This is a genomic window from Streptomyces sp. T12 (assembly GCF_028736035.1).
Lineage (GTDB): Bacteria > Actinomycetota > Actinomycetes > Streptomycetales > Streptomycetaceae > Streptomyces.
In genome coordinates this window covers 1596788-1619965 of record NZ_CP117866.1, presented here as the reverse complement: position 1 = coordinate 1619965, position 23178 = coordinate 1596788, and the positions used below count along the sequence as shown (strand labels likewise).

The following is a 23178-nucleotide window of genomic DNA, read 5'->3' as shown; positions in this document are numbered from 1 at the left end:
TGTGCTAGGAGGATATCGGATCGAAGGGCGACGCGCAGCCGAGATTGCGGCGAGCGTCGAGCGCGCGGTGGGGTCGGGGGAGCTTGAGCCCGGTCAACTACTGCCGCCCATGCGGGAGTTGGCAGTCGAGCTGGGCGTGAATCCCAATACCGTCGCGGCCGCCTACCGGATCCTGCGGGAGCGCGGGGTCATCGAGACGGCGGGGCGTCGGGGCAGCCGAGTGCGGCCCAAGCCGGCCACGACCGGGCGCGAGTCCATCCGGGTGGACGTACCAGAGGGCGTACGGGACGCGGCGAGCGGCAACCCGGACCCGGGGCTGCTGCCGCCCCTGGCCAAGGCGTTCGCGGCGGCCGCCGAGCACAACGACCGGGAGCCGGTCATGTACGGGGACGCGGCCGTGGAGCCGGAGCTGGTGCACAGGGCGCGGGCCGCGTTCGACGCCGACGGCGTTCCGGACGGACCGATCGGCGTCGCCTCCGGGTCGCTCGACGTGATCGAGCGGGTCCTCGCGGCCCACCTCAAGCCCGGCGACACCGTCGCCGTCGAGGATCCCGGATGGGGCAGCCTGCTCGACCTCGTCCCGGCCGTCGGGCTGCGGACGGCCCCCGTCGGCGTGGACGACGAGGGCCCGCTCCCGGACGACGTGCGCCGGGCCTTGGAAGCGGGGGCGCGCGCCCTGATCGTCACCGACCGGGCGCAGAACCCGACGGGGGCGGTCGTGAGTGCCGCACGCGCGCGTGCCATCCGATCCGTGCTGAAGGATCACCCGGACGTCCTGCTCATCGAGGACGATCACGGCCACGGCATCGTCGACCTGCCCTTGCACGCCCTGGCCGGCGTCACCCGCCACTGGGCGTTCGTACGCTCGGCCGCCAAGGCCTACGGCCCCGACCTACGGCTCGCCGTGTTCACCGGCGACACCGTCACCGTCGACCGGGTGCGCGGCCGCCAGCGCCTGGGACCCGGCTGGATCAGCCGCATCGGTCAGAGGGCCCTGGTGCGGCTGTGGGTCGACGGCGCCGTCGACCCGAAGGCGGTGGCGGCGGCGTACGCCGAACGCCGGGACGCGCTGATCGCCGCGCTGGCGGAGCGGGGGATCGCGGCGCACGGACGCAGCGGGCTGAACGTGTGGGTTCCGGTGCCCGACGAGACGGGGGCCGTGGCCCGGCTGCTGCACGCCGGCTGGGCCGTCGCGCCGGGCGCGCGCTTCCGCATGAGCGCGCCCCCCGGGATCCGGATCACCATCGCGACGCTCGCTGCCGACGAAGTCGGTCTGCTGGCGGAGGCGGTGGCGACGGCGGTGGGCCCAGCACCGGCAAGGGGCTACGTCTAGACAGGGGGTGCGGTCAACCGTCTTCAGGGGCGCGGGGCTGCATCGATATGCGGCTGCGCCCCCATTAGGCGCCCCGCTTCACCTGAGTGAGCGCCGCCCCCACAAGAACGATCACCGCACCCACCGGCGTGGTCCAGCGCAGCGACTCCCCGAGGACGGCGACCCCGGCAGCCGTCGCGATGACCGGAATGAAGTACGTGACCATCTGAGCCGTGGTCGGCCCGACCTCGGCGACCAGCCCGTACTGAAGCAGAACCGCGAGCCCGGTACCCAGCGCGCCGAGCGCCACCACCGCAAGCAGAGGCAGCACCGGAAGGCGCGTCGGCAAGGAGGTGAACAGCGGCGTCACAACGCCGAGTTGCACCGTGGCCAGCAACAACTGCGCACCGGTCAGCGACAGATGCGAGTGGCTGGAGCCGGCCAGCGTGCGCCGGACGTAGATCCAGCCGACCGGGTAGCTGAGCGAGGCCAGCAACGCCATCGCCATGCCCCCGGCATCCAGCCCGGCGAATCCCTGCCAGGCCCCGAGCACCGTCAGCACACCGAGGAAGCCGATGCCGAGACCCGCGACCCTGACCCGCGTCGGCCGGTCCTCCGAGAGGGCGATCAGGGACAGGGCCATGCCCCACAGCGGCGAGGTCGCGTTGCAGATTCCCGCCAGCGTGGAGGGGATCGTCAGCTCGGAGTACGCGAACAACGAGAACGGCAGCGCGTTGAGCAGGAACGCGGCGACCGCCAGATGCCCCCACGTGCGGGCCCCGCGCGGCAGCCGCTCGCGCTTCACCGCCATCGCGGCCGCCAGTACCGCCGTACCGAACACCAGCCGCCCGAGCGTGACTTGGAAGGGGGCGTAGCCATCGGTGCCCACCTTGATGAGCAGGAAGCTGAAGCCCCAGATCAGGGTGAGGGCGGTGAAGCGCAGGCGCCAGTCGAGGCGGGCGCGGGGGAAGGGGCGGGCGGCGGCTTCGGCCGGGTTGCGGGAGGCGATGGCGGTGGTCATGGCAGCAACGATGCTGCAGTCGATCTCGTAGCACAATCGAGATTTCGCACGCGATATCTCGTAGCATTGCTTACATGTTGAATCTGGAGCGCCTACGCACCCTCGACGCCCTCGCCCGGCACGGCTCGGTCAGTGGCGCGGCCGAGGGGCTGCACATCACGACGTCGGCCGTGTCGCAGCAGATGTCGAAGCTGGAGCGGGAGGTCGGCCAGCAGCTCCTCGCCAAGAACGGCCGGGGGGTGCGGCTCACCGACGCGGGCCGGCTGCTCGCCGAGCACGCGGCGCGCATCCTGTCGCAGGTCGAGCTGGCCCAGTCCGACCTGGAGGCGCAGCGCGGAAAGGTCGTCGGCGAGCTGAGACTGGCGGCGTTCCCGACGGGCGCCCGCGGGCTGTTCCCGGCCGCGCTCTCCGCCCTGCGCACGGCACACCCCGCGCTGCGTGTGCGCTCGTGCGAGCTGGAGCCGGAGAGCGGCATCGCCGGAGTGATCCGCGGCGACCTCGACCTGGCCGTCGTGCTCGACTGGTACAACAAGCCGATGGCGCTGCCCGAGGGCCTGGTCAAGGCGCACATTCTGAACGATCCGGCCGATGTGGCGATGCCCGCGGGGCACCGCTTCGCCGACCGGGACGAGGTGGACCTCGCCGAGTTCGCCGAGGACGAGTGGATCACCTGGGGCGAGGGCGAGTTCTGTCACGAGTGGCTGATGTTCACGCTGCGCTCGAAGGGCATCGAGCCACTTCTCGGCCACCGCGCCCCCGAGACGCACACCCAGCTCGCGCTGGTCGCGGCGGGACTCGGGGTGTGCATCGCGCCGCTGCTGGGGCGTCATCCGATGCCCGCGGGGGTGGTGACCGTGCCGTTGAAGCAGCGGGTGCGGCGCCATGTGTACGTCGTCTGGCGCGCCGACGCCGACCGCCGTCCGTCGATCCGGGCAGCGGTGCGGGCGCTGCAAGAGGCGGGGGAGAACGTCTGCTGACGCCGCCTACACCGTTCCCAGCTTGCGGAAGTCCCAGGACACGATCTTCTCGGGCGTCAGCCGCACCCATGCGTGCCGGCCGTCGTGCGGCATCTCGTCGAGGCCGAAGTTCTTGCGCGCGAACAGCGTCTCGGGCACGTCGAGTTCGGCACGCAGCTCGCCGACCCGAGGGCTCTCGCCCACGAACTCGACGGTGCCGGACAGCTCGACGCCGCGCAGCTGCTCGTACTCCTCACCCGTGTCGATCACGACGGCGACCCGCGGATCGCGGCGCATCTCGGCCCACCGCTTGCTGCGGACGACCGAGTACAGCCACAGCGAGGTGCCGTCCCAGGCGAACCACAGTGCGCTGACATGCGGGAAGCCGTCGGCGGACACCGTGGCGACCCGGCAGGTGCGCTGGGCGGTGAGGAACTCGTCCAGCTCGCCGGGCGACATCATGATCTTCCGGCCCCGGCGCTGAGTGACGGTCATGCGGCCCCCTCTTCTCTCACGTCGTGTCAGAGGAGAGATCCTCTGACATCACGTCAGAAAAGGATGAGTCGTCTTCCGTCCCCACGCAATGGTGGTTCCGTCCTCTCCCGAAGGTCGCTACGCTCGCCGGCCCACGCCGCAGTCGGTCACAGGGGGAACCATGCCGTCGTCCGCACAGCTCAGCGAACTCCTCGACCCCGCGACCACCGTCCTGCTCACCGTCGAGTGCCAGCAGGGCGTCGTCGGACCGGACAGCGCGCTGCCCGAACTCGCCAAGGAGGCCCGCTCCTCGGGAGCCCTCGTCAACGTCGCCCGGCTGGTCGCGGCCGCCCACGAGAGCGGCGTCCAGGTGATGCACGCGATCGCCGAACGCCGCCCCGACGGCCGCGGCGCCAGTCGCAACGCCCGCCTCTTCCGCGCCGCCGAACGGCTCCCCGTCCAGCAGCTGTCCGGCACGACCGCCGTACGCGTGGCGCCGCCGATCGAGGTCGCCGAGGAGGACTTCGTCGTACGACGGCTGCACGGCCTGTCCCCGATCCAGGGCACCGACGTCGACGCCCTGTTGCGCAACCTCGGCTGCCGCACGCTGATCGTCACCGGCGTCTCGGCCAACGTGGCGATCCCGGCCGCCGTCTTCGACGCCGTGAACCGGGGTTACACCGTGGTCGTGGCCCGGGACGCCATCGCGGGGGTGCCCTCCGACTACACCCCCGCGATGATCCGCCACACCCTCGCATTGGTCGCCACGGTCGCGACCACGGACGAGATACTGGGCGTCTTCAAACGTCCACGCCGTACGGGTCGGGCGTGAGCCCTGCCCTGCGCCGCCGGGTCAGGCGAGCGTGATCGAGTCGCCTGCCACGCTGATCTGCTTGGCCTCCAGCGGCTCGGTGGCGGGCCCCTTCTTCACGCTGCCGTCGAGGACGGAGAACTGGCTCTTGTGACAGGCGCAGGTGATCGTGTCGCCCTGCAGGTCCGTCATCGGACATTTCTGATGGGTGCAGATCGTCGAGAAGGCTTTGTAATCGCCCGCCGTCGGCTGCGACACCACCACCTTCTCGTCGCTGAAGACCTTGCCACTGCCCTCCGGGATGTCGGTGGTCTTCGCGAGCGCCGCACCGCCGGCACCGGCCTCGCCGGACGAGCCGCCGCCCGCTTCGGTGGTCGCGCCACCGCCGGCGGCGCCCTGTTCGGTGGACGAGCCGGACGCGTCGTCGTCCGACCCGCACGCGGTCAGCGCAACGGCGAGCCCCGCCGCGCCGACCGCCGCCACGACGGTACGGCGACTCGGGCCCGACACCGGCTGAACTGATTCGCTGGTCATGCTGACGTTCCTTCCGCGGATTCCTGATCTGGCGAGAGGTACGGTCCTTTGGGACCGGTTGTTCAGACGCAGTCGAAATCCTGACCCGGTCCGGTGAAGAGGTGGGTAAAGCGGAGCTGTCGGTTCACTGTCCCGGGCTGTCGATTTGCTGTCGGCGCAAACCCGCCACCGCCCGCCCGGGCCGTCCCGTGCCCCGCCCCCACGCCAGTAACCTGGGGCGATGCTCAAGGAAGTCATCGCGACCCGCTTCATCACGCCCTTGCGTGAGGGTGGCTCGCTGCCGGGGCTCGTCGAAGCAGACGATCTCGGGACGTACGTCATGAAGTTCACCGGCGCCGGACAGGGCCGCAAGACGCTGGTCGCCGAGGTGGTCTGCGGTGAACTCGCCCGCAGGCTGGGCCTCAGGGTGCCCCGCCTCGTGACGGTGGAGCTCGACCCGGTCCTGGGGCTCGGCGAACCCGACCAGGAGGTGCAGGGGCTGCTCAAGTCCAGCGGCGGCACCAACCTCGGCATGGACTTCCTCTCCGGCGCGCTCGGCTTCGACCCCCTCGCCTTCGAGGTGAGCCCCGAGGACGCCGGCCGGATCGTCTGGTTCGACGCCCTGGTGAACAACGTCGACCGCTCCTGGCGCAACCCCAACCTGCTGATGTGGCAGGGCGAGTGGTGGCTCATCGACCACGGCGCGACCATGATCTGGCAGCACAACTGGCCCGGGGCCCAGGCTTCGGCGGCGCGCCCGTACGACGCCTCCGACCATGCCCTCGCCTCCTTCGCGCCGGATGTGCGGGCAGCCGCGGCCGAGTTGGCGCCGCTGGTCACCGAGGAACTGCTCGCCGAGGTGACCGCCGAGATCCCCGGCGTGTGGCTGGCGGACGAGCCGGGGTTCGAGTCGGCGGACGCACTGAGGAAGGCGTACGCGCAGCCACTGCTCGCACGGGCCGCCGTCATCCACGAACGCATCGAGGGGATCAAGTGAGCGAGCGCACCCTGGGGACCCGTTCCCGCACGCAGGACGTCTTCGAGTACGCGCTGCTGCGGGTCGTCCCGCGCATCGAACGCGGAGAGTGCCTCAACGCGGGCGTGCTCGTGTACTGCCGCGCCCGGTCCTTCGTCGCCGCCCGGACCCACCTGGACGAGAGCAGACTGCGGGCGCTGGATCCCGCTGCCGACGTCGCCGGGGCGCGGGCCGCACTCCGCGCCGTCGAGGGCGTCTGCGCGGGCGGCGACGCGGCGGGGCAGGCCGGGGCCGACGATGCCGGGCGGCGCTTTCGCTGGCTGATCGCGCCGCGCTCGACGGTCGTCCAGCCGGGGCCCGTGCACACCGGGCTCACGTCCGATCCGGCGGCCGAGGCGGAGCGGCTGCTCGATCTGTTGGTGAAGTGACGGATCGGGTTACGGATCAGGTAATGGATCACATGCGCGCGGTGGCCGTTGACACCGCGTGCCAGGACTTCTAGCGTCACGTCCATCGAAGGTACTAAGCGGTCGCTCACCCGAGGAGAGTCATTCATGTCCACCACTGAGCAGCGGGTCGCCGTAGTCACCGGCGGAGCGCGCGGCATCGGCGCCGCCACCGCCGTACGACTGGCCGCCGAAGGCCGCGCGGTCGCCGTGATCGACCTCGACGAGGGCGCCTGCAAGGACACCGTGGAGAAGATCACCGCGGCCGGCGGCAAGGCCATCGCGGTCGGCTGCGACGTCTCCGACGAGGCGCAGGTCGAGGCGGCCATCGCGCGGATCGCCGAGGAGCTCGGCGCCCCGACGATCCTGGTCAACAACGCGGGCGTGCTGCGCGACAACCTGCTGTTCAAGATGAGCGTCGCCGACTGGGACACCGTCATGAACGTGCACCTGCGCGGCGCCTTCCTGATGTCCAAGGCCTGTCAGAAGCACATGGTGGACGCGGGCTTCGGCCGCATCGTCAACCTCTCCTCGTCCTCCGCTCTCGGCAACCGCGGCCAGGTCAACTACTCCGCCGCCAAGGCCGGCCTCCAGGGCTTCACCAAGACCCTCGCCAAGGAGCTCGGCAAGTTCGGCGTCACCGCCAACGCCGTCGCCCCCGGCTTCATCGCCACCGAGATGACCAAGGCCACCGCCGACCGCGTCGGCATGGGCTTCGAGGACTTCAAGGCCGCCGCCGCCACTCAGATCCCCGTCGCGCGGGTCGGCGAGCCGGACGACATCGCCAACGCGATCGCCTTCTTCACGGGCGAGGCGGCCGGCTTCGTCTCCGGCCAGGTGCTGTACGTCGCCGGCGGACCGCTCGACTAGGGAACTGGGGACACACGGACATGACTGCACTGCCTGAACTCTCCGGCAAGGTCGCCCTCATCACGGGCGCCAGCCGCGGCATCGGCTACGGCGTCGCCGAGGCGCTCGTCGCCCGCGGCGACCGCGTCGTCATCACCGGCCGGGGCGAGGACGCCCTCAAGGAGGCCGTCGAGCAGCTCGGCGCCGAGCGCGCGATCTACGTGGCCGGCAAGGCGCACGACGAGGCCCACCAGGCCGCCGCCGTCGAGCGCGCCATGGAGGCCTTCGGCCGGGTCGACTACCTGGTCAACAATGCCGGCACGAACCCCGTGTTCGGGCCGCTCGCCGACCTCGACCTGGGCGTCGCGCGCAAGGTCTTCGAGACCAACGTGATCTCGGCGCTGGGCTTCGCCCAGAAGACCTGGCACGCCTGGCAGAAGGACAACGGCGGCGCGATCGTCAACATCGCCTCCGTCGCGGGCATCGCGCCCTCGCCGTTCATCGCCGCCTACGGCGTCAGCAAGGCCGCGATGATCAACCTCACCCAGCAGATGGCGCACGAGTTCGCGCCCAAGGTGCGGGTCAACGCGATCGCCCCGGCCGTGGTGAAGACCAAGTTCGCCCAGGCCCTGTACGAGGGCCGCGAGGCCGAGGCCGCCGCTGCCTACCCGCTGGGCCGGCTCGGCGTGCCCTCCGACATCGGCGGCGCCGCCGCGTTCCTCACCTCGGACCAGTCCGACTGGGTCACGGGCCAGACGCTCGTCGTCGACGGCGGCATCTTCCTCAACGCCGGCGTCGGCTGACGCACGGGACTCAAGACGCGGGCGCCGCTGGACACCAGCGGCGCCCGCGTCTACGTATCGGGAGATCAACAGCCGTTGACAACGTAGTCACCGCGGAGGTGAGCAAGTGCTCCTGAGACTGGAGGTCCACCGGCCGGAACACTGCGGTATGTTTTGCCGACCCTTGGCATGGCAGATCGAGGAGCGTGCGCGTGTTCAACCGGATCCGACGCCTGCGGCAGGTGGCGGCCATCGCGTCCATATCGTCCCTGGTGGCAGGGTGCGGTGTCCTCTCGTCCGATTCGACGGAGGACGAGGGGGCGATCGTGGTGGGGACGACCGCCGCCCCCAGCACCCTTGATCCCGCCGCGGCCTGGGACAGCTCCTGGGAGCTGTTCCGCAACATTTACCAGACGCTGCTCAGCTATCCCTCCGGGGCGAGCGCGCCCGAGCCCGACGCCGCCAAGAGTTGCCAGTTCACCGACAACTCGAACATGAAGTACAAGTGCGAGCTGCGCGAGGGCCTGAAGTTCTCCGACGGGCACACCCTCGACGCGCAGGCGGTCAAGTACTCCATCGACCGCATCCGGACGATCAACGTCAACGGCGGCCCCGCCGGTCTGCTGGGCAGCCTCGAACGGGTCCAGGTGCTCAACGACCGAGAGGTCGTCTTCCACCTGAACAAGGCCGACGCGACCTTCCCGTTCGTGCTCGCCACGCCCGCCATGTCGATCGTCGACCCCGAGGACTACCCGGCCGACAAGCTGCGCGAGGACGACACCGTCGTCGGTTCCGGGCCGTACATCCTCGACTCCTACGAAGAGGGCCAGCAGGCCGAGCTCGTCAAGTACGACGGCTACCAGGGGTACGCGGAGCGCAAGAACGATGCGGTGACCATCCGCTACTTCCAGGACTCGCCCACCATGGTCGCCGCGCTGCGCGACAAGGAGCTCGACGTCGCCTTCCGCGGCCTCGCCGCCGACGACATCGTCGACATCCAGGCCGATGACGACGACCATCTCCAGCTGATCGAGGGCTCCGGCACGGAGATCAACTACCTGGTCTTCAACCCGAAGGACCCGATGGCGGGCAAGTCCGCCGTCCGTAAGGCCATCGCCCAGGTCATCGACCGTCCGGCGATCGCCCACAAGGTCTACAAGGACACCGTCGAGCCGCTGTACTCCATGGTCCCCAAGGGCCTGACCGGACACACCACGGGCTTCTTCGACGACTTCGGCGAGCCCAGCAAGGCCAAGGCCGGCAAGATCCTCACCCAGGCGGGCATCACGACCCCCGTCCCGCTTGAGCTCTGGTACACCAGCGACCGCTACGGCTCCGCCACCAAGGCGGAGTTCCAGGAGCTGAAGAGCCAGCTCGAGGCGTCCGGTCTCTTCGAGGTCACCCTCAAGAGCCGCCCCTGGAAGTCGTACGTCACGGGCTACCAGAACGGCGAGTACCCCGTGTTCGGACGCGGCTGGTTCCCCGACTTCCCGGACGCGGACAACTTCATCGCGCCGTTCGTCGGCAAGCAGAACGCGCTCGGTACGCCGTACGTGACGCCCAAGATCACCGAGACCCTGCTGCCCAACTCCCGCGCCCAGAGCGACCGTGCCAACGTGGTCAAGGACTTCGAGGAGGCCCAGCGGATCCTCGTCCAGGACGCGCGACTGCTGCCGCTGTGGCAGGGCCGGCAGTACGTGGCCGCGAGCGCGGAGATCTCGGGCGCCGAGCGGGCCCTCGACCCGTCGACGATCATGATGGTGGGGGAGCTGTACCGCAAGACCAGCTGGTAGCGGCGGGATGTGCGGTGGGCGGGGCGATTGTCAGTGGCCGCCTGTAGGTTCGGAGGCCTGGAAGTGACCGCGGGGCGGTCACCTCTCACCGTTCGCCGCACATCGTAAGGAAGTCGACGTGACCGACATCGCCATGCTGCCCGAGTCCTGGCGCGGGGTTCTGGGTGACGAGCTTCAGCAGCCCTACTTCAAGGAGCTGACGGAGTTCGTCGAGGAGGAGCGGGCGAAGGGCCCCGTCCACCCGCCGCGCGAGGAGGTCTTCGCCGCGCTGGATGCCACGCCGTACGAGCAGGTGAAGGTCCTGATCCTCGGTCAGGACCCGTATCACGGCGAGGGCCAGGGACACGGCCTGTGCTTCTCGGTCCGCCCCGGAGTCAAGACGCCGCCGTCGCTGCGCAACATCTACAAGGAGATGAAGGAGGAGCTCGGCCTCCCCGTCCCCGACAACGGCTATCTGATGCCCTGGGCCCAGCAGGGCGTCCTGCTGCTCAACGCCGTGCTCACTGTGCGCGGCGGTGAGGCGAACTCGCACAAGGGCAAGGGCTGGGAGAAGTTCACCGACGCGGTGATCCGTGCCGTGGCCCACCGGCCCGACCCGGCGGTGTTCGTGCTGTGGGGCAACTACGCGCAGAAGAAGCTCCCGCTCATCGACGAGACGCGGCATGTCGTGGTCAAGGGAGCGCACCCCTCGCCGCTGTCGGCGAAGAAGTTCTTCGGGTCCCACCCGTTCACGCAGATCAACGAGGCGGTGGCCCGGCAGGGGCACGAGCCGATCGACTGGCGGATCCCTGACCTGGGCTGACCCACCCGCCGGGCCGGTCCTTCGCCGGACCGGCCCGGTGCCGTACGGAGCCGCCTGACCGGGATTGCCGGTGCGGCCCGTTAGCGTCGGGAGGGACCAGCCGACGAGGGCCCGGAGGACGCGGTGGCGGAGCAACAGGAGCAGGCGGCGCCGGACGCCGTGCTGACGCGGATCGGGCAGGTCGTCATTCTGCATCACGCGGGGGACCGCGAAGAGGCCCGGCGCCGGTTGCTGGACCTGTGGACGGAGCTCGGCGAGGACGGCGACCCCCTGCACCGCTGCACGCTGGCGCACTACCTGGCGGACACACAGGACGACCCGTCGGACGAACTGGCCTGGGATCTACGGGCGTTGACGGAGGCCGAGGGTGCCGGCGGCGCGCTTGCCGTGCGGGCCCTGTACCCCTCGCTGCATCTGAATCTGGCCGCCGACTATGTGAAGCTCGACCGCGCGGAGGCCGCCCGTGTGCATGTGCGCCGGGCGCGGGGAGCCGCGGGGGCGTTGCGGGACGACAGCTACGGGGACGGGGTGCGGGCGGAGCTTCGGCGGTTGGAGGCGTGGCTGGGGGAGGGGCCGTAGCGGCCGAGCGGGACCGGAGAGGCGGAGCGGGGGTTTCCCCGCCCGCCCGTGCGGGGTGGTGTTCCGGCTACGCGGGCGACCGACCGGCGTCGGCCCCGCACCTCAACGGCCGTACGTTTGCTCGCAGATCCGCGACTCCGGGCTGTCCGCCCTCCAGCCGCCGTACTTCTTGCCCAGCGCGCAAAGGTCCGAGTTTCCTCGCGGGACCTCGGTGCGGACCGACTCCGACACGTCGGGGATCTCGATGTGCGGCCGTTTCGGGGTGTCGACGGCGGGGCGGTGGGATTCCCGGTGCTGGGGGCGGGGATGGGGATGGGGATGGGGGTGCGAGCGAGGGGCCGCCGGTGTGTGCGCCGGTGAGGTGGTGGGGGACGCGGAGTGTGCGGCGGACGTCGTGCGGGCCGGGCTGGGGGACGGGCCGGTGAGCGCCAGGGCCTCGCGAGCCGGTGCCTGCACGACCCGCGGGTCCTCCTGCCCGCCCGGCCGGGGCGCCGGCGGCTGGGACGGTACCGGGGGCGGTCCGGGCGCCGGAGAGCGCGGGACCGTCACACAGCCCGAGAGGGCCGAGACGGCCACGGTGACCAGGAGCGTTGCGGTGGTCGTCGTTCGATGCACCCGCGCAACTCTGCTGGGTCCGGCGGCTGTTGGGGCAGCGGACAAGCAGAGGTTGCTCCGCACGGGTGATCTCTGTCCCCGTACGGGCGGCGCGGGCTCTTCGCGGCTGACGTCAGTCGCCGGTGGCGCCGTCGAGGCGCTCGCGGATCAGGTCGGCGTGGCCGTTGTGGCGGGCGTACTCCTCGATCATGTGGGTGATGATCCAGCGCAGGTTGAACTGTTCCCCCCTCCGGCTCCGGCCCTTGGAGAGGTCGTCCAGGCCGAAGGCGGCCGCGTTGCGACGGGCGTTGTCGATCTCGGTCTGCCAGGTGGTGTGCGCCTCTTCCCAGGTGTCGGCCTCGGTGAAGTGGAAGTCGCCGTCCCGGTCCTCTTCGCTGCAGTAGAGCACCCCGAGGTCGTCGTCCAGAAGGATCTCGTGGAACCAGAACCGCTCCACCTCCGCCATGTGCCGCACCAGCCCCAGCAGGGTCAGTTCGGACGGCTCCACGGAGGCGGCTTTGAGCTGGGTGTCGGTCAGGCCTTCGCACTTCCAGGCGAGGGTCTGCCGGTGGTAGTCCAGCCAGCCCTCCAGCATGGTGCGCTCGTCGGCGGTGGTGGCGGGCTCATTGCGTTCGATGGTCATGCCCGAATCCTGGCTCAACTCCCCTGAGCCCACCAGGAGTTTTACGATGCCGCACGCGCCGGCGTCACCGGCCGAGCATTCCCGCCAGCAGCTCGCGCAGCCCCGCCCGTAGCTCCGCCGGGCTCGGCGTCTCGGTGCTGAAGGATCCGGCCACGCAGCTGAACATCAGCCCGTCCGCCCAGGCGACCAGGGACAGCACGTGCCGGGCCGGGTCCGTCGACCCCGCCGCGGTCACCAGGGCGGTGAGCTGGTCGCGGAAGCGGGCACCCGTGGCGTCGAAGTAGGCGCGCAGCTCGGGGCGGCGCGTCGCTTCGAGGGCCAGTTCGTAGCGGGCCAGCGTCAGTTCGCGGTTGCGGGTCAGGGAGCGGTGGGCCGCCAGGGCCAGGCCGTCGACCAGCGAGTCGAGGCCGCCCCGCGGGTCCGGCATCTCCTCCAGTGCGAGCACGCGTGCCTCGCGCTCGGCGAGCCGCCGCACCGTCAGCTCCAGCAGCGCCTGTCGGGTGCGGGCGAGGTTGGACGTGGAGCCCTGCGGCAGCCCGGCCGCCTCGTCGACGGCCCGGTGCGTGAGTCCGCGCATACCGCGCTCGGCGAGCAGCGCGAGGGCGGTGTCGGCGACGAGGTCGGCGCGTGCGGCGCCCGGGGTGCGTACGGACATGGAGATCAACCTACCTGTGTAACTACGTCTGTAGTACAGTCGCGGCATGCCCTCACTACGTCTGTAGTGACCGCGTGGTGTTCGAGCATCCGGTACGAGGAGGAGCCCATGGCACAGTCACCCCGCGCCATCGTGATCGGCGGCGGCATCGGAGGCCTGACCGCGGCGGCCGCACTGCACCGAGGCGGCTGGGACGTCACCGTGCTGGAGCGGGCGCCGTCCCTGGAGCCGGTCGGCGCGGCCATATCCCTCGCGCCCAACTCCCTGCGCGCGCTGGACGTCATCGGGCTCGGCGACGAGATCCGCGACCTGGCCGCCTGGCAGGGCGACGGGGGACTGCGCACCCCGTCCGGGCGCTGGCTCTCCCGCGCGGACGCAGACGCCGTGGCCGAACGCTTCGGCGGCCCCCTCGTCCTCCTCCATCGGGCCACCCTCATCAACAGCCTCGCCTCGCGACTGCCCTCCGGGGCCGTCCGTACCGGCGTCGCCGCGACCCTCGCCGACCCGGGCGACGCCGACCGTCCGGCGCGGGTGAGCACGCCGGACGGCGACCTGGAGGCCGACCTCGTGGTGGCCGCAGACGGCATCAAGTCCGCCGTACGCCGGGCTCTGTTCCCCGGACACTCAGGGACCGTCTACTCCGGCTTCACCACATGGCGGGTCGTCATCCCCCTGCCCGGCGTGGAGTTCGCCTCGCACGAGACCTGGGGCCGGGGCCGCATCTGGGGCTCGCACCCGCTCAAGGACGGCCGGGTCTACGCGTACGCCGCGGCGATCACGCCCGCCGCGGAGCGCGCGCCCGACGGCGAGAAGGCCGAACTGCTGCGCCGCTACGGCGACTGGCACGACCCGATCCCCGCGATCCTCGCCGCCGCCCGCCCCGAGGACGTCCTGCGTCACGACGTCCACCACATCGCCGAGCCGCTGCCCGCCTACCACCACGGCCGGGTAGCCCTGGTCGGTGACGCCGCGCACGCCATGCCGCCGACGCTGGGGCAGGGCGGCAACCAGGCCATCGAGGACGCGGTGGTCCTCGCGTACCACTCCAAGGGCCTCGCCGCCTACACGGCGGCCCGCCTGCCGCGTACGACCGCCATCGCCCGCAAGGCCGTGAAGGCCGCCCGCCTCAACCTGGCGACCGGCCGCGCCGGGATCGCCGTACGGAACACGGTGATCGCCACGCTGTCCAAGGCCGCGCCCCTGCTGTTCCTGAAGGGCTTCGAGGCCATCGCCGACTGGCGGCCGCCGCAGGCGCCGTATGCTGCCGGGAAGACCCCGGCAGGCAATCACCAGAGGAGAACACCCCGTGAAGGTCGGCTGCATCGGACTCGGTGACATCGCGCAGAAGGCCTATCTGCCGGTGCTCGGCGTCCAGCCCGGGGTCGAACTGCATCTGCAGACCCGTACGCCCGCGACGCTCGCCCGGGTCGCCGACAGCCTCCACCTGCCGGCGGAGCAGCGGCACGCGGACCTCGACTCGCTCCTCGCCCAGGACCTCGACGCCGCCTTCGTGCACGCGGCGACCGTCGCGCACCCGGAGATCGTGACCCGGCTGCTGGAGGCGGGCGTGCCGACGTACGTCGACAAGCCGCTCGCCTACCAACTCGCCGACTCCGAGCGGCTGGTGGCGCTCGCCGAGCGGCGGAGCGTGAGCCTCGCCGTCGGCTTCAACCGGCGTTACGCCCCCGGCTACACGCAGTGCGCCGACCATCCGCGCGAGCTGATCCTGATGCAGAAGAACCGGATCGGGCTGCCGGAAGAGCCGCGCTCGATGATCCTGGACGACTTCATCCACGTCGTGGACACCCTGCGCTTCCTGGTGCCGGGCCCGATCGACGACGTGACCGTGCGCGCCCGCGTCGAGAGCGGTCTGCTGCACCACGTCGTGCTGCAGCTCGCCGGAGACGGCTTCACCGCGCTCGGCGTGATGAACCGGCTCAGCGGTTCGGCCGAGGAGGTCCTGGAGGTCTCCGGGCAGGACACCAAGCGCCAGGTCCTCAACCTCGCCGAGGTCGTCGACCACAAGGGCCAGCCGACCGTGCGGCGACGTGGGGACTGGGTGCCGGTGGCCCGGCAGCGCGGCATCGAGCAGGCGGTGCTGGCCTTCCTCGACGCCGTGCGCGCGGGCAAGGTGCTCAGCGCCCGGGACGCGCTGGCGACCCATGAGCTGTGCGAGCGGGTTGTACGTGCGGTTCAGGAACGGGCCGCCTGAGCCGCGGCCGCAGGGTCCGTATGCCCTCGCTCGCGCCCCAGGCGGCGATGATCAGCAGCGCCGCCCGCACCGGCCAATCGCCGAAGCGGACGTACGGCGTCACACCGCCGGCCAGCGGCACCTCGTAGACCGCACTCGCGCTCGCGTCCGTGCCGAGCCAGGAACCGATGCGCTGCCCGCTGGGGCCGTACACGGCGGAGACGCCGGTCAGGGTCGCGTGCACCATCGGCCGGCCGGTCTCGGCGGCGCGCAGCGCGGCGAGCGAGGCGTGCTGCTCGGGGGCCCAGCTCTGCTGGAACGTCGAGGTCGCCGACTGGGCGATCAGCACCTGCGCGCCGTCGTCGGTGAGGTTGCGGCTCATGTCGGAGAACGCGGACTCGAAGCAGACCATCGGGCCGATCCGCAGCCCGTGCCCACCATCCATCACGACCTGCTCGGTGCCGCGCCTGCGATCCTCGGCCGCCGCCTTGCCCACGGAGGTGGCCCAGCCCAGCATCGAGCGGAGCGGTATGTACTCCCCGAAGGGGACCAGCCGCATCTTGTCGTAGCGGGCGCCGGTCGGGCCGTCCGGGCCCACGAGGATCGAGCTCTTGTAGATGCCGGGCTTGTCGGAGCGTCGCGCGTCCACGTTGACCAGGATGTTCGCCCCCGTCTCGCGTGACAGCGCGGCGAGCCGGCGGGCGAAGTCGGGCCGGTCGCCGAGGTCGTAGCCGACGCTGCTCTCGCCCCAGACGACCAGGTCGACGTCCTGGCCGGCCAGCTCGCGGGTGAGTTGCTCCTCCCGGTCGAAACGCCGGTCGGGGCCGCCCGCGCCCTGGATGACGCCCGGCTGCACGACGGCGATCCGGACCCGGTCCGAGACATCGGGGCGCGGGGACCACACCCAGGCGGCCGAGGTGGCGACGGCCGTGGCGAGGAGCCCGGCCACCGCGGGCACCCGGCACCTGCGCACCGCCACCAGCACGGCGACCGCGACATTGACGGCCACCGCCAGGAAGCTGATCAGCCACACCCCGCCCACCGAGGCCAGCCGCAGCGCGGGCTCCACCTCCCACTGACTGGAGCCCAGCACGCCCCACGGCCCGCCGAGCCCCTGCCAGGAACGGACGAGCTCGATCAGCAGCCAGCCCGACGGCAGGACGGCAAGAGCAGCGGCGACCCGGCCCGGGGGCGGTTTCCCGGCCAGGAAACGGCGCACCAGCCAGCCCCACGGGGCCCACAGCGCGCCGAGCAGGGCGGCGATGACGAACGTGAACACATGCAGGCTCGGCAGCAGCCAGTGGTGCATCGCCAGCATGAAGCCGAACCCGCCCCACCAGCCGTCGTACAGCGCCCGCCTTCCGGTCGGCGCGCAGCGCAGCAGCGCGATCCACGGGACCAGGGCGACATACGCCAACCACCACAGCGACGGCTCGGGATAGGCGAGCACGGGCAGCGCACCGGCCAGCACGGCGGCGGCCGAGCGCCGCCACGGCGAAGCGAGCCAGTGGCTGATCGTCATGCGGCGCCTCCCTGCCCCGGTGGTCCTTCCAGTGTGCTCGCAGGCACTGACAGCGGACAGTGGGCCCCCGCTCAGTCGATCACGGCCGGCGCGGTCCGGTCGGGCAGGCGGCGCCACTTCTCCTGCACGACCACCTCGCGCAAACGCCAGCCGTCGTACGTCCGCAGCAGCTCGAAGGCGTACCGGCCGCCGCACACGAAATCGGGGGCGCCGAAGCCGTCGCCGTTCTCGGCGAACCGCATCGGATTGACGTAGTCGGCCTGGACCCGGGCCGTGTCACCGGCGTCCTGCTCGAGGACTCCGAAGCGCACCCGGCGGTTGACGATGAGATGCTGGCGCATCGAGAAGACCCGCATGCTCTCCGCGAGCCAGGCGGCGACCTGCCCGGCGTCCCCCTCGATGCCGCCGGCCGAGCGGTAGTCCGCGCGTCCGTCGGGGACGAACAGGCTCCGGTACGTCGTCCAGTCGCCGTCGTCCACGGCCACCGCGTAGTCGGTGATCAGTTCCTCGACCGCGAGCCGGTCCCTCAGGGTCGCGAGCTCCACACGCTGCGTCATCGGCTCAGTGTTGGGCATGAGGTGCACGGAGCCAAGAGGGCGTGCGGCGATATTCGGTGGATGTCGGCGGGGTCGGGGGCGAGGCTGTTCCCGTGAACGACCTGAATGACCTGAACGATCCAAACGAGAACGGCCCGAACGGCCCGAACCAGAACGACCGGCCCGTGCAGCCGGCCCGGCAGGAGCCCAAGTTCCGCGTACGCGCACGCCACACCGAGTCCACGGTGACCGTCTACCAGGCCTACCGACCTCAGATCGGCAGGGCCGCCGCCCGCGACGGACGTTTTCCGTCCTCCTGGAGCCGCGAGCGCATGACGTGGATCAAGCCGTCGTTCCTGTGGATGATGTACCGCTGCGGCTGGGCCACGAAGGAGGGCCAGGAGACGGTCCTCGCCGTCGAGATCAGCCGGGAGGGCTTCGCATGGGCACTGCGCCACGCGTGCCTCTCGCACTACGTCCCCGCCCTGCACGGCGACCAGAGCGCCTGGAAGCGGCAGTTGAGGACGGCACCCGCGCGCGTGCAGTGGGATCCGGAGCGCGATCTGCACCTCAACCCCTTGCCGTACCGGTCCCTGCAACTGGGGCTCGCCGGCGAAGCGGCCGCCCGGTACGCGGACGAGTGGATCGTCGGCATCGAGGACGTGACGCCGCTCGCCGCGGAGGTACACGCGCGCGTGCGGGCGGGTGAACTGGAGCGTGCGGCCGAGCTGTTGCCACAGGAGCGGCCGTATCCGGTGGAGGACGAGGTCCTCGCGCATCTACGAGCCCAGAGTGACCGCTGATCGTCGCAGCTGTTCGAAGGCGGTGGGGCTGGGCCTGCGGGGCAGGAACTCCTTGATGTGGCGGGCGCACTCCTGCGGTGTGCTGCGGCTGGTGTCGCACTCCATGTCGTAGAGACCATGAGCGTGCACCCGCTCCAGCTGAGCGGCGGCGAGGCCGGGCGGCCGGTCGCCGCGCTCGTGCTCCCGGCGCTCCAACTCCTGCGGACTGCAGTGCACTTTGACGAGGACGACGTCCTGTGGCACGAAGAGCGACAGACAGTCCCTGAGCCGCCACTCGGCGCTCAGCACATGGTCGACGACGACGTTGTTGCCAGCGGCGGCCATGCCCGCGACAGCGCGGTGGAAGCCCTGCCAGGTGCGGTGGAGGACGGTGGCGATCCGGTCCTGCGGGACGTGGACCTGGGAGCGCATCGCGTGGAAGGAATCGACAGGCATGTGGAAGTACGGCTCGTCGAGGATCCGCAGTAGTTCGGCCGCGATGCTCGACTTGCCCGAACTGGACGTGCCATTGAGGAAGATGATCAGGCCGCGACGCGGCGGCACGTCGTCCAGATGCTCCATGGAGTGGATCTTAGGCATGGATCCGGGGGCCTCAGGCCGCCTCGATGACCTCACCGCGGATGGCGGCCGCCCACTCGACCACCAACAGCTCGTACTCCGCGCGCTCCTGAGCCGACAGGGAGCCGCCTGCACGCAGCCACAGGGCGCGTATCTCCTCGTTCACCTCGGCAGCAGACCGCACGGAACCAGGGCCTAAGGAATGGGGGGACATGCCGACAAGCCTAGGGGCAAGGACTGACAGTGCGCTACCGGACGGCTACGCACAACGTATGTCATTGGTCACGGGTTTCGCGGTGGGCGCTGTCACGGCCTGAACGGTCGGTCGATCCGGCGCGTCGCGGCGGCGCCGTGCGACCCTCCAGTTCCGCCGGCCGGACCGGTCAGCCCGCCGACTCCGCCGCGTGCGGGCTGAGGGCGCCCGTTGCCACGAGGGCGATGATGACGATGCCGAGCGCGATGCGGTACCAGACGAACGGCATGAAGCTCTTGGTCGAGATGAACTTCATGAACCAGGCGATGACCGCGTAGCCGGATGCGAAGGCGATCACCGTCGCGAAGATCGTCGGGCCCCAGGAGACGTGGTCGCTCTCCAACGCGTCCTTGAGCTCGAAGAGGCCGGAGGCGAGGACCGCCGGGATCGCGAGGAGGAAGGAGTAGCGGGCCGCGGACTCGCGTGTGTACCCCATGAACAGGCCGCCGCTGATGGTGGCGCCGGAGCGGGAGACTCCGGGGATGAGCGCCGCGGACTGGCACAGGCCGAAGATCAGGCCGTCCTTGACGTTCAGGTCCTCGAGGCCCTTGCGCTGCTTGGCGGCGCGGTGCCGGCCGCCCGACTCGTCCCGTGCGGCCAGCCGGTCGGCGACGCCGATGATGATGCCGACCACGATCAGCATCGTCGCCGTGATGCGCAGGTCGCGGAAGGGACCCTCGATCTGGTCCTTGAGCGTCAGGCCGAGCACACCGATCGGGATCGAGCCGACGATCACCAGCCAGCCCATCTGCGCGTCGTGATCCTGCCGCATCTCCTTGTTGGTCAGCGAGCGCGCCCACGCCGAGATGATCCGCCCGATGTCCTTGCGGAAGTAGATCAGCACCGCGGTCTCCGTGCCGATCTGAGTGATCGCCGTGAAGGCCGCACCGGGGTCCTCCCAGCCCGAGAACGCCGCGGTCAGCCGCAGGTGCGCGCTGGAGGAGACGGGGAGGAACTCGGTCAGCCCCTGGACGAGTCCGAGGATGAGCGATTCAAACCAAGACATGAAGTTACGGAGTCCAAGCGCTGATCGTGGCAAGGGATGACGGGGACACCGCGTCGGCGGCGCAGAGATCGCGAGTGTCGAGGGGCAGCGTAGCGTCCCGCGATGACAGCTCCGGCACAGGGGGCTGGGCGGGCGCTCGGCGACCCCGGGCATACCGGTGTTGACCTGCTGCGGGGCCGCCGCTTACGTTGCAGCGAGCGGAAAGCGCTTGCTGCATCCGCCGCCCGTCCCTGCGACGCCCGTCGGCGTCACCCGTAGTCCCGGAGGAGTCCGATCCACCCATGGCCACATCCGAGACCGCTCCCGGGACGAACCACCGCCACGCCCAGTCCCACCTGCCCCCGCTGCCGGGCCGCCGCATCAGGGTCGCCGTGATCGGCACCGGTGCCATCGCCCGCGACTCCCATCTGCCCGCGCTCGCCAGGCTCGCCGAGGAAGGGGAGACGGAGATCGTCGCCGCCGTCGACATTGCTGCGGAGTCGGCCGAGGACTTTTGCGCGATCGCGGCTGAGGTCGGGGTTGAGGCAGGGGCTGGGGCCGCGGCTGGGGCCGGGGCGCCCCGTGCCTACACCGATCTCGACCTGATGCTCCAGGAGCAGCGGCCCGACCTGGTCATCATCTGCACGCCGCCGACCCTGCACCGCGACCAGACCGTCGCCGCGCTGCGTGCCGGCGCCTGGGTGTGGTGCGAGAAGCCGCCGATGCCGAGCCTCGCCGACTTCGACGCCGTCGAGGCGGAGGAGGGCAAGGACGGGGGACCGTACGCCTCGATCGTCTTCCAGCACCGTTTCGGCTCGGGCACCCGGCACGTACGACGGCTGCTCGCCGCGCGGGCCATGGGGCGCCCGCTCGTCGCGCACTGCCAGACCACCTGGTACCGCGACACCGCCTACTACGCCGTGCCCTGGCGCGGCCGCTGGCAGACCGAGGGCGGCGGCCCGGCGATGGGGCACGGGATCCATCAGATGGATCTGCTGCTCGACCTGCTCGGACCGTGGAGCGAGGTGCGGGCCATGGCCGGGCGTCTGGTGCACGAGGTGGAGACGGAGGACGTCTCGACCGCGCTCGTGCGGTTCGCGAACGGCGCGATGGCGACCGTCGTGAACAGCGTGCTGAGCCCCGATGAGGTCAGCCGCATCCGCATCGACTGCGAGCGCGCCACCGTCGAACTCACCCACCTGTACGGCCACCGCAACGACAACTGGGCCATCACCCCGGCCCGGGACGTGCTGGGCGCCGAGGCCGCGGCGTGGCAGGACTTCGGCGCGGACGTGCCCAGTTCGCATCTGGAGCAGCTGCGGGAACTGGTCGCGAGCATGCGCGCGGGGGAGCGGCCGCGCAGCAGCGGTGCGGACGGGCGTACGAGCCTGGAGCTGATCGCCGCGCTGTACAAGTCGGCGTTCACGGACACGACGGTGAAGGCGGGGGAGATCGGCCCCGGCGACCCGTTCTATACGGCGATGCACGGGGGCGCGCCCGGCTGGGCGCCGGTCGTGGGGGAGCGGGCCACTCCCGGCGTGGAGGTCGCCGCGTGACCGGGCTGCGTGTCGTCCATGCGCACGGCGACCGCATCACGGTGACCGAGCCGGATACCGGGGTCGAACTGCTCGCCTATGTCTACGGCCCGGAAGCCGCCTGGGAGGCCCCGAAGCCGTACGTCCACCCGCTGCGGACCCTCGCCGGTGACGTCGTCACCGACTACCGGCCCCACGACCACCGGTGGCACAAGGGCCTGTCGCTGACGGCCTCGCATCTGTCGGGGGCGAACCTGTGGGGCGGCAACACCTACGTCCACGGGCAGGGCTATCTCGAACTGCCCGAGCGCGTCGGGTCGATGGCGCACGTCGGGTTCGACGAGGTCTCCGCGGACGGTGACCGTGTCGTCATCGCCGAGCGGCTGACCTGGCATCCCCACAGCGGTGAGGTGTGGGCCGACGAGCGGCGCCGGGTCGAGGTGCACGACATCGAGCCGGAGTCGGGGTCGTGGGCCCTGACCTGGACGAGTGCCGTGACGAACCGGCGTGACGAGCCGCTGCGATTCGGCAGCCCCACCACCGCCGGGCGTGAAATGGCCGGTTACACGGGCCTGTTCTGGCGCGGCCCGCGCGCCTTCCAGGGCGGCCGGATCATCGCCCCGGACGCCGAGGGCCCCGGCCTGATGGGCGAACAGGCGCCCTGGCTGGCCTACGTCGGCGAGCACGACGGCACCGACGGCCACGCGACCCTCGTCTTCGCGCACGCCCCCGAGAACGACCACGCCGGCGAGCGAGGCGCCCACCCCGCCCACTGGTTCGTTCGCAACGAGCCCTTCGCGGGCGTGGCCCCGTCCTGGGCGTTCCACGACGAGCTGGAGCTCGCCCCCGGTGACACCCTCACCCGCCGCTACCGGGTCGTCATGGCCGACGGGGCCTGGGGCCGGGAAGAGATCGCCAAGTATCTGCAGACGCACCCCTGGTAGACGCGGGGTCGGGAGACGCGGGGTCGGTTGGGGCGGGGTGGCGTTCGGCTTCGGACGTGACTGTCCAACCGGATCAGGCCGCCGACGGCCCCGCCACCGTCCATCCCGGTGCCTGGGGGTGGGCCGTGAGGTCCTCGTGGTGCACCGGGTCGCCGCACGCCCGGCAGGTCACGACCGGGACCAGTTCGTTGCCGCAGATGTGCTCGATCACCATGGGGCGGTCGTCGTCCTTGCGGAGATGGCGGTCGCCCCACGCCATGAGGGTCATCAAAACCGGTTCCAGTTCGAGCCCGGCCTGCGTGGGCCGGTACTCGTACCGCTGCGGGCGCTCGCTGTAGGCGCGCTTGGTCAGGATGCCGGCGTCGACGAGGCGGCGCAGCCGGGTGGCCAGGATGTCGCGCGGGGCGCCGATGTTGCGCACGAGCTGGTCGAAGCGGCCGTTGCCGAGGCACACCTCGCGCAGGACGAGCAGGGAGTACTTCTCGCCGACGAGTGCCAGGGCGTCGGCGATGGAACACGGGCGCGGGTCTTTGGTGGCGGCCATGGCGCTCAGTCTAGGGGAGGGTTCGGCTTTCCAACTGAATGGGTTTGATTTTCCAACCCTGCGGGCTATGGTGAGTTTGGATTTCCTACTCACCGGTAATC

The 23178-nt window shown here is 71.0% G+C and carries 27 protein-coding genes; 15 read left to right on the top strand and 12 right to left on the bottom strand.

Annotation, left to right across the window (positions count from 1 at the left end; all coding sequences use genetic code 11):
- Position 1 precedes the first annotated feature (1 nt).
- Complete coding sequence (locus PBV52_RS07115; protein WP_274237444.1) at positions 2-1333, top strand: aminotransferase class I/II-fold pyridoxal phosphate-dependent enzyme; 1332 nt, start codon at positions 2-4, stop codon at positions 1331-1333.
- A gap of 64 nt (positions 1334-1397) precedes the next feature.
- On the opposite strand, the gene PBV52_RS07110 is transcribed toward PBV52_RS07115, so the two are convergent.
- Positions 1398-2333 (bottom strand): DMT family transporter, encoded by a 936-nt coding sequence (locus tag PBV52_RS07110; protein ID WP_274237443.1) that lies wholly within the window; start codon positions 2331-2333, stop codon positions 1398-1400.
- Between the two features lie 74 nt (positions 2334-2407).
- On the opposite strand from PBV52_RS07110, the gene PBV52_RS07105 reads away from it, so the two are divergent.
- Entirely contained in the window at positions 2408-3310 is a 903-nt protein-coding gene (locus PBV52_RS07105) for a LysR family transcriptional regulator (RefSeq protein ID WP_274237442.1), read from the top strand.
- A 6-nt stretch (positions 3311-3316) separates the two neighbouring features.
- Here PBV52_RS07105 and PBV52_RS07100 read toward each other — a convergent pair whose 3' ends face one another.
- On the bottom strand, positions 3317-3784 hold the full coding sequence (locus PBV52_RS07100; RefSeq protein ID WP_274237441.1) for a pyridoxamine 5'-phosphate oxidase family protein: 468 nt from the start codon (positions 3782-3784) through the stop codon (positions 3317-3319).
- Positions 3785-3944: 160 nt separating this feature from the next.
- On the opposite strand from PBV52_RS07100, the gene PBV52_RS07095 reads away from it, so the two are divergent.
- Complete coding sequence (locus PBV52_RS07095; RefSeq protein ID WP_274237440.1) at positions 3945-4595, top strand: cysteine hydrolase; 651 nt, start codon at positions 3945-3947, stop codon at positions 4593-4595.
- Between the two features lie 21 nt (positions 4596-4616).
- Here the strand turns inward: PBV52_RS07095 and PBV52_RS07090 are convergent, their stop codons facing one another.
- Complete coding sequence (locus PBV52_RS07090) at positions 4617-5108, bottom strand: Rieske (2Fe-2S) protein (RefSeq protein ID WP_274237439.1); 492 nt, start codon at positions 5106-5108, stop codon at positions 4617-4619.
- Positions 5109-5328: 220 nt separating this feature from the next.
- Here PBV52_RS07090 and PBV52_RS07085 point away from each other — a divergent pair, with 220 nt between their 5' ends.
- From PBV52_RS07085 to PBV52_RS07055, 7 genes are all read left to right on the top strand, one after another.
- On the top strand, positions 5329-6084 hold the full coding sequence (locus tag PBV52_RS07085; RefSeq protein WP_274237438.1) for a HipA family kinase: 756 nt from the start codon (positions 5329-5331) through the stop codon (positions 6082-6084).
- The gene (locus PBV52_RS07080) at positions 6081-6491 is read left to right on the top strand and encodes a DUF3037 domain-containing protein (protein WP_274237436.1); all 411 of its coding nucleotides are present in this window, start codon (positions 6081-6083) and stop codon (positions 6489-6491) included. The genes PBV52_RS07085 and PBV52_RS07080 overlap by 4 nt, the downstream gene beginning before the upstream one ends.
- A gap of 126 nt (positions 6492-6617) precedes the next feature.
- A complete protein-coding gene (gene fabG / locus PBV52_RS07075; RefSeq protein ID WP_274237434.1) occupies positions 6618-7379 on the top strand; it encodes a 3-oxoacyl-ACP reductase FabG in 762 nt (253 codons plus the stop codon).
- A 20-nt stretch (positions 7380-7399) separates the two neighbouring features.
- Complete coding sequence (locus PBV52_RS07070; RefSeq protein ID WP_128430592.1) at positions 7400-8161, top strand: SDR family oxidoreductase; 762 nt, start codon at positions 7400-7402, stop codon at positions 8159-8161.
- Between the two features lie 191 nt (positions 8162-8352).
- Entirely contained in the window at positions 8353-9933 is a 1581-nt protein-coding gene (locus tag PBV52_RS07065; RefSeq protein ID WP_274237432.1) for an ABC transporter substrate-binding protein, read from the top strand.
- A gap of 118 nt (positions 9934-10051) precedes the next feature.
- On the top strand, positions 10052-10735 hold the full coding sequence (locus PBV52_RS07060) for a uracil-DNA glycosylase (RefSeq protein WP_274237431.1): 684 nt from the start codon (positions 10052-10054) through the stop codon (positions 10733-10735).
- A 123-nt stretch (positions 10736-10858) separates the two neighbouring features.
- Positions 10859-11314 carry a hypothetical protein gene (locus tag PBV52_RS07055; RefSeq protein WP_274237430.1) on the top strand — a complete coding sequence of 152 codons (456 nt, stop codon included), beginning with the start codon at positions 10859-10861 and terminating at the stop codon, positions 11312-11314.
- 102 nt (positions 11315-11416) lie between these two features.
- Here the strand turns inward: PBV52_RS07055 and PBV52_RS07050 are convergent, their stop codons facing one another.
- The 3 genes from PBV52_RS07050 to PBV52_RS07040 form a co-directional block, all read right to left on the bottom strand.
- On the bottom strand, positions 11417-11929 hold the full coding sequence (locus tag PBV52_RS07050; protein WP_274237428.1) for a hypothetical protein: 513 nt from the start codon (positions 11927-11929) through the stop codon (positions 11417-11419).
- A 112-nt stretch (positions 11930-12041) separates the two neighbouring features.
- Positions 12042-12551, bottom strand: coding sequence for a DinB family protein (locus tag PBV52_RS07045; RefSeq protein ID WP_274237426.1), 510 nt, complete (start codon positions 12549-12551; stop codon positions 12042-12044).
- Between the two features lie 64 nt (positions 12552-12615).
- Entirely contained in the window at positions 12616-13206 is a 591-nt protein-coding gene (locus PBV52_RS07040) for a TetR/AcrR family transcriptional regulator (protein WP_274237425.1), read from the bottom strand.
- Positions 13207-13314: 108 nt separating this feature from the next.
- On the opposite strand from PBV52_RS07040, the gene PBV52_RS07035 reads away from it, so the two are divergent.
- The gene (locus tag PBV52_RS07035; protein ID WP_274237424.1) at positions 13315-14541 is read left to right on the top strand and encodes an FAD-dependent monooxygenase; all 1227 of its coding nucleotides are present in this window, start codon (positions 13315-13317) and stop codon (positions 14539-14541) included.
- A complete protein-coding gene (locus PBV52_RS07030; RefSeq protein WP_274237422.1) occupies positions 14513-15418 on the top strand; it encodes a Gfo/Idh/MocA family protein in 906 nt (301 codons plus the stop codon). The genes PBV52_RS07035 and PBV52_RS07030 overlap by 29 nt, the downstream gene beginning before the upstream one ends.
- On the opposite strand, the gene lnt is transcribed toward PBV52_RS07030, so the two are convergent.
- Positions 15342-16919: an apolipoprotein N-acyltransferase gene (gene lnt, locus PBV52_RS07025; protein WP_274237421.1), complete on the bottom strand. Its 1578-nt coding sequence runs from the start codon at positions 16917-16919 to the stop codon at positions 15342-15344. The two genes, PBV52_RS07030 and lnt, sit on opposite strands and share 77 nt — an antisense overlap.
- 71 nt (positions 16920-16990) lie before the next feature.
- Complete coding sequence (locus PBV52_RS07020) at positions 16991-17476, bottom strand: nuclear transport factor 2 family protein (protein ID WP_274237420.1); 486 nt, start codon at positions 17474-17476, stop codon at positions 16991-16993.
- A 164-nt stretch (positions 17477-17640) separates the two neighbouring features.
- Between PBV52_RS07020 and PBV52_RS07015 the strand changes: the two genes are divergently transcribed.
- Positions 17641-18258: a DUF4291 domain-containing protein gene (locus tag PBV52_RS07015; protein WP_274249305.1), complete on the top strand. Its 618-nt coding sequence runs from the start codon at positions 17641-17643 to the stop codon at positions 18256-18258.
- On the opposite strand, the gene PBV52_RS07010 is transcribed toward PBV52_RS07015, so the two are convergent.
- From PBV52_RS07010 to PBV52_RS07000, 3 genes are all read right to left on the bottom strand, one after another.
- Entirely contained in the window at positions 18235-18819 is a 585-nt protein-coding gene (locus tag PBV52_RS07010) for a chloramphenicol phosphotransferase CPT family protein (RefSeq protein ID WP_274237419.1), read from the bottom strand. The genes PBV52_RS07015 and PBV52_RS07010 overlap by 24 nt on opposite strands.
- Before the next feature lie 31 nt (positions 18820-18850).
- Positions 18851-19030 carry a hypothetical protein gene (locus PBV52_RS07005; RefSeq protein WP_078504336.1) on the bottom strand — a complete coding sequence of 60 codons (180 nt, stop codon included), beginning with the start codon at positions 19028-19030 and terminating at the stop codon, positions 18851-18853.
- 169 nt (positions 19031-19199) lie between these two features.
- The gene (locus PBV52_RS07000) at positions 19200-20075 is read right to left on the bottom strand and encodes an undecaprenyl-diphosphate phosphatase (RefSeq protein WP_274237418.1); all 876 of its coding nucleotides are present in this window, start codon (positions 20073-20075) and stop codon (positions 19200-19202) included.
- Between the two features lie 281 nt (positions 20076-20356).
- On the opposite strand from PBV52_RS07000, the gene PBV52_RS06995 reads away from it, so the two are divergent.
- Both PBV52_RS06995 and PBV52_RS06990 read left to right on the top strand, forming a co-directional pair.
- Positions 20357-21610 carry a Gfo/Idh/MocA family protein gene (locus PBV52_RS06995; protein WP_274237417.1) on the top strand — a complete coding sequence of 418 codons (1254 nt, stop codon included), beginning with the start codon at positions 20357-20359 and terminating at the stop codon, positions 21608-21610.
- Positions 21607-22533: a PmoA family protein gene (locus PBV52_RS06990; protein WP_274237416.1), complete on the top strand. Its 927-nt coding sequence runs from the start codon at positions 21607-21609 to the stop codon at positions 22531-22533. The genes PBV52_RS06995 and PBV52_RS06990 overlap by 4 nt, the downstream gene beginning before the upstream one ends.
- 73 nt (positions 22534-22606) lie before the next feature.
- Here PBV52_RS06990 and PBV52_RS06985 read toward each other — a convergent pair whose 3' ends face one another.
- A complete protein-coding gene (locus PBV52_RS06985; protein ID WP_274237415.1) occupies positions 22607-23077 on the bottom strand; it encodes a helix-turn-helix domain-containing protein in 471 nt (156 codons plus the stop codon).
- Between the last annotated feature and the right edge of the window lie 101 nt (positions 23078-23178).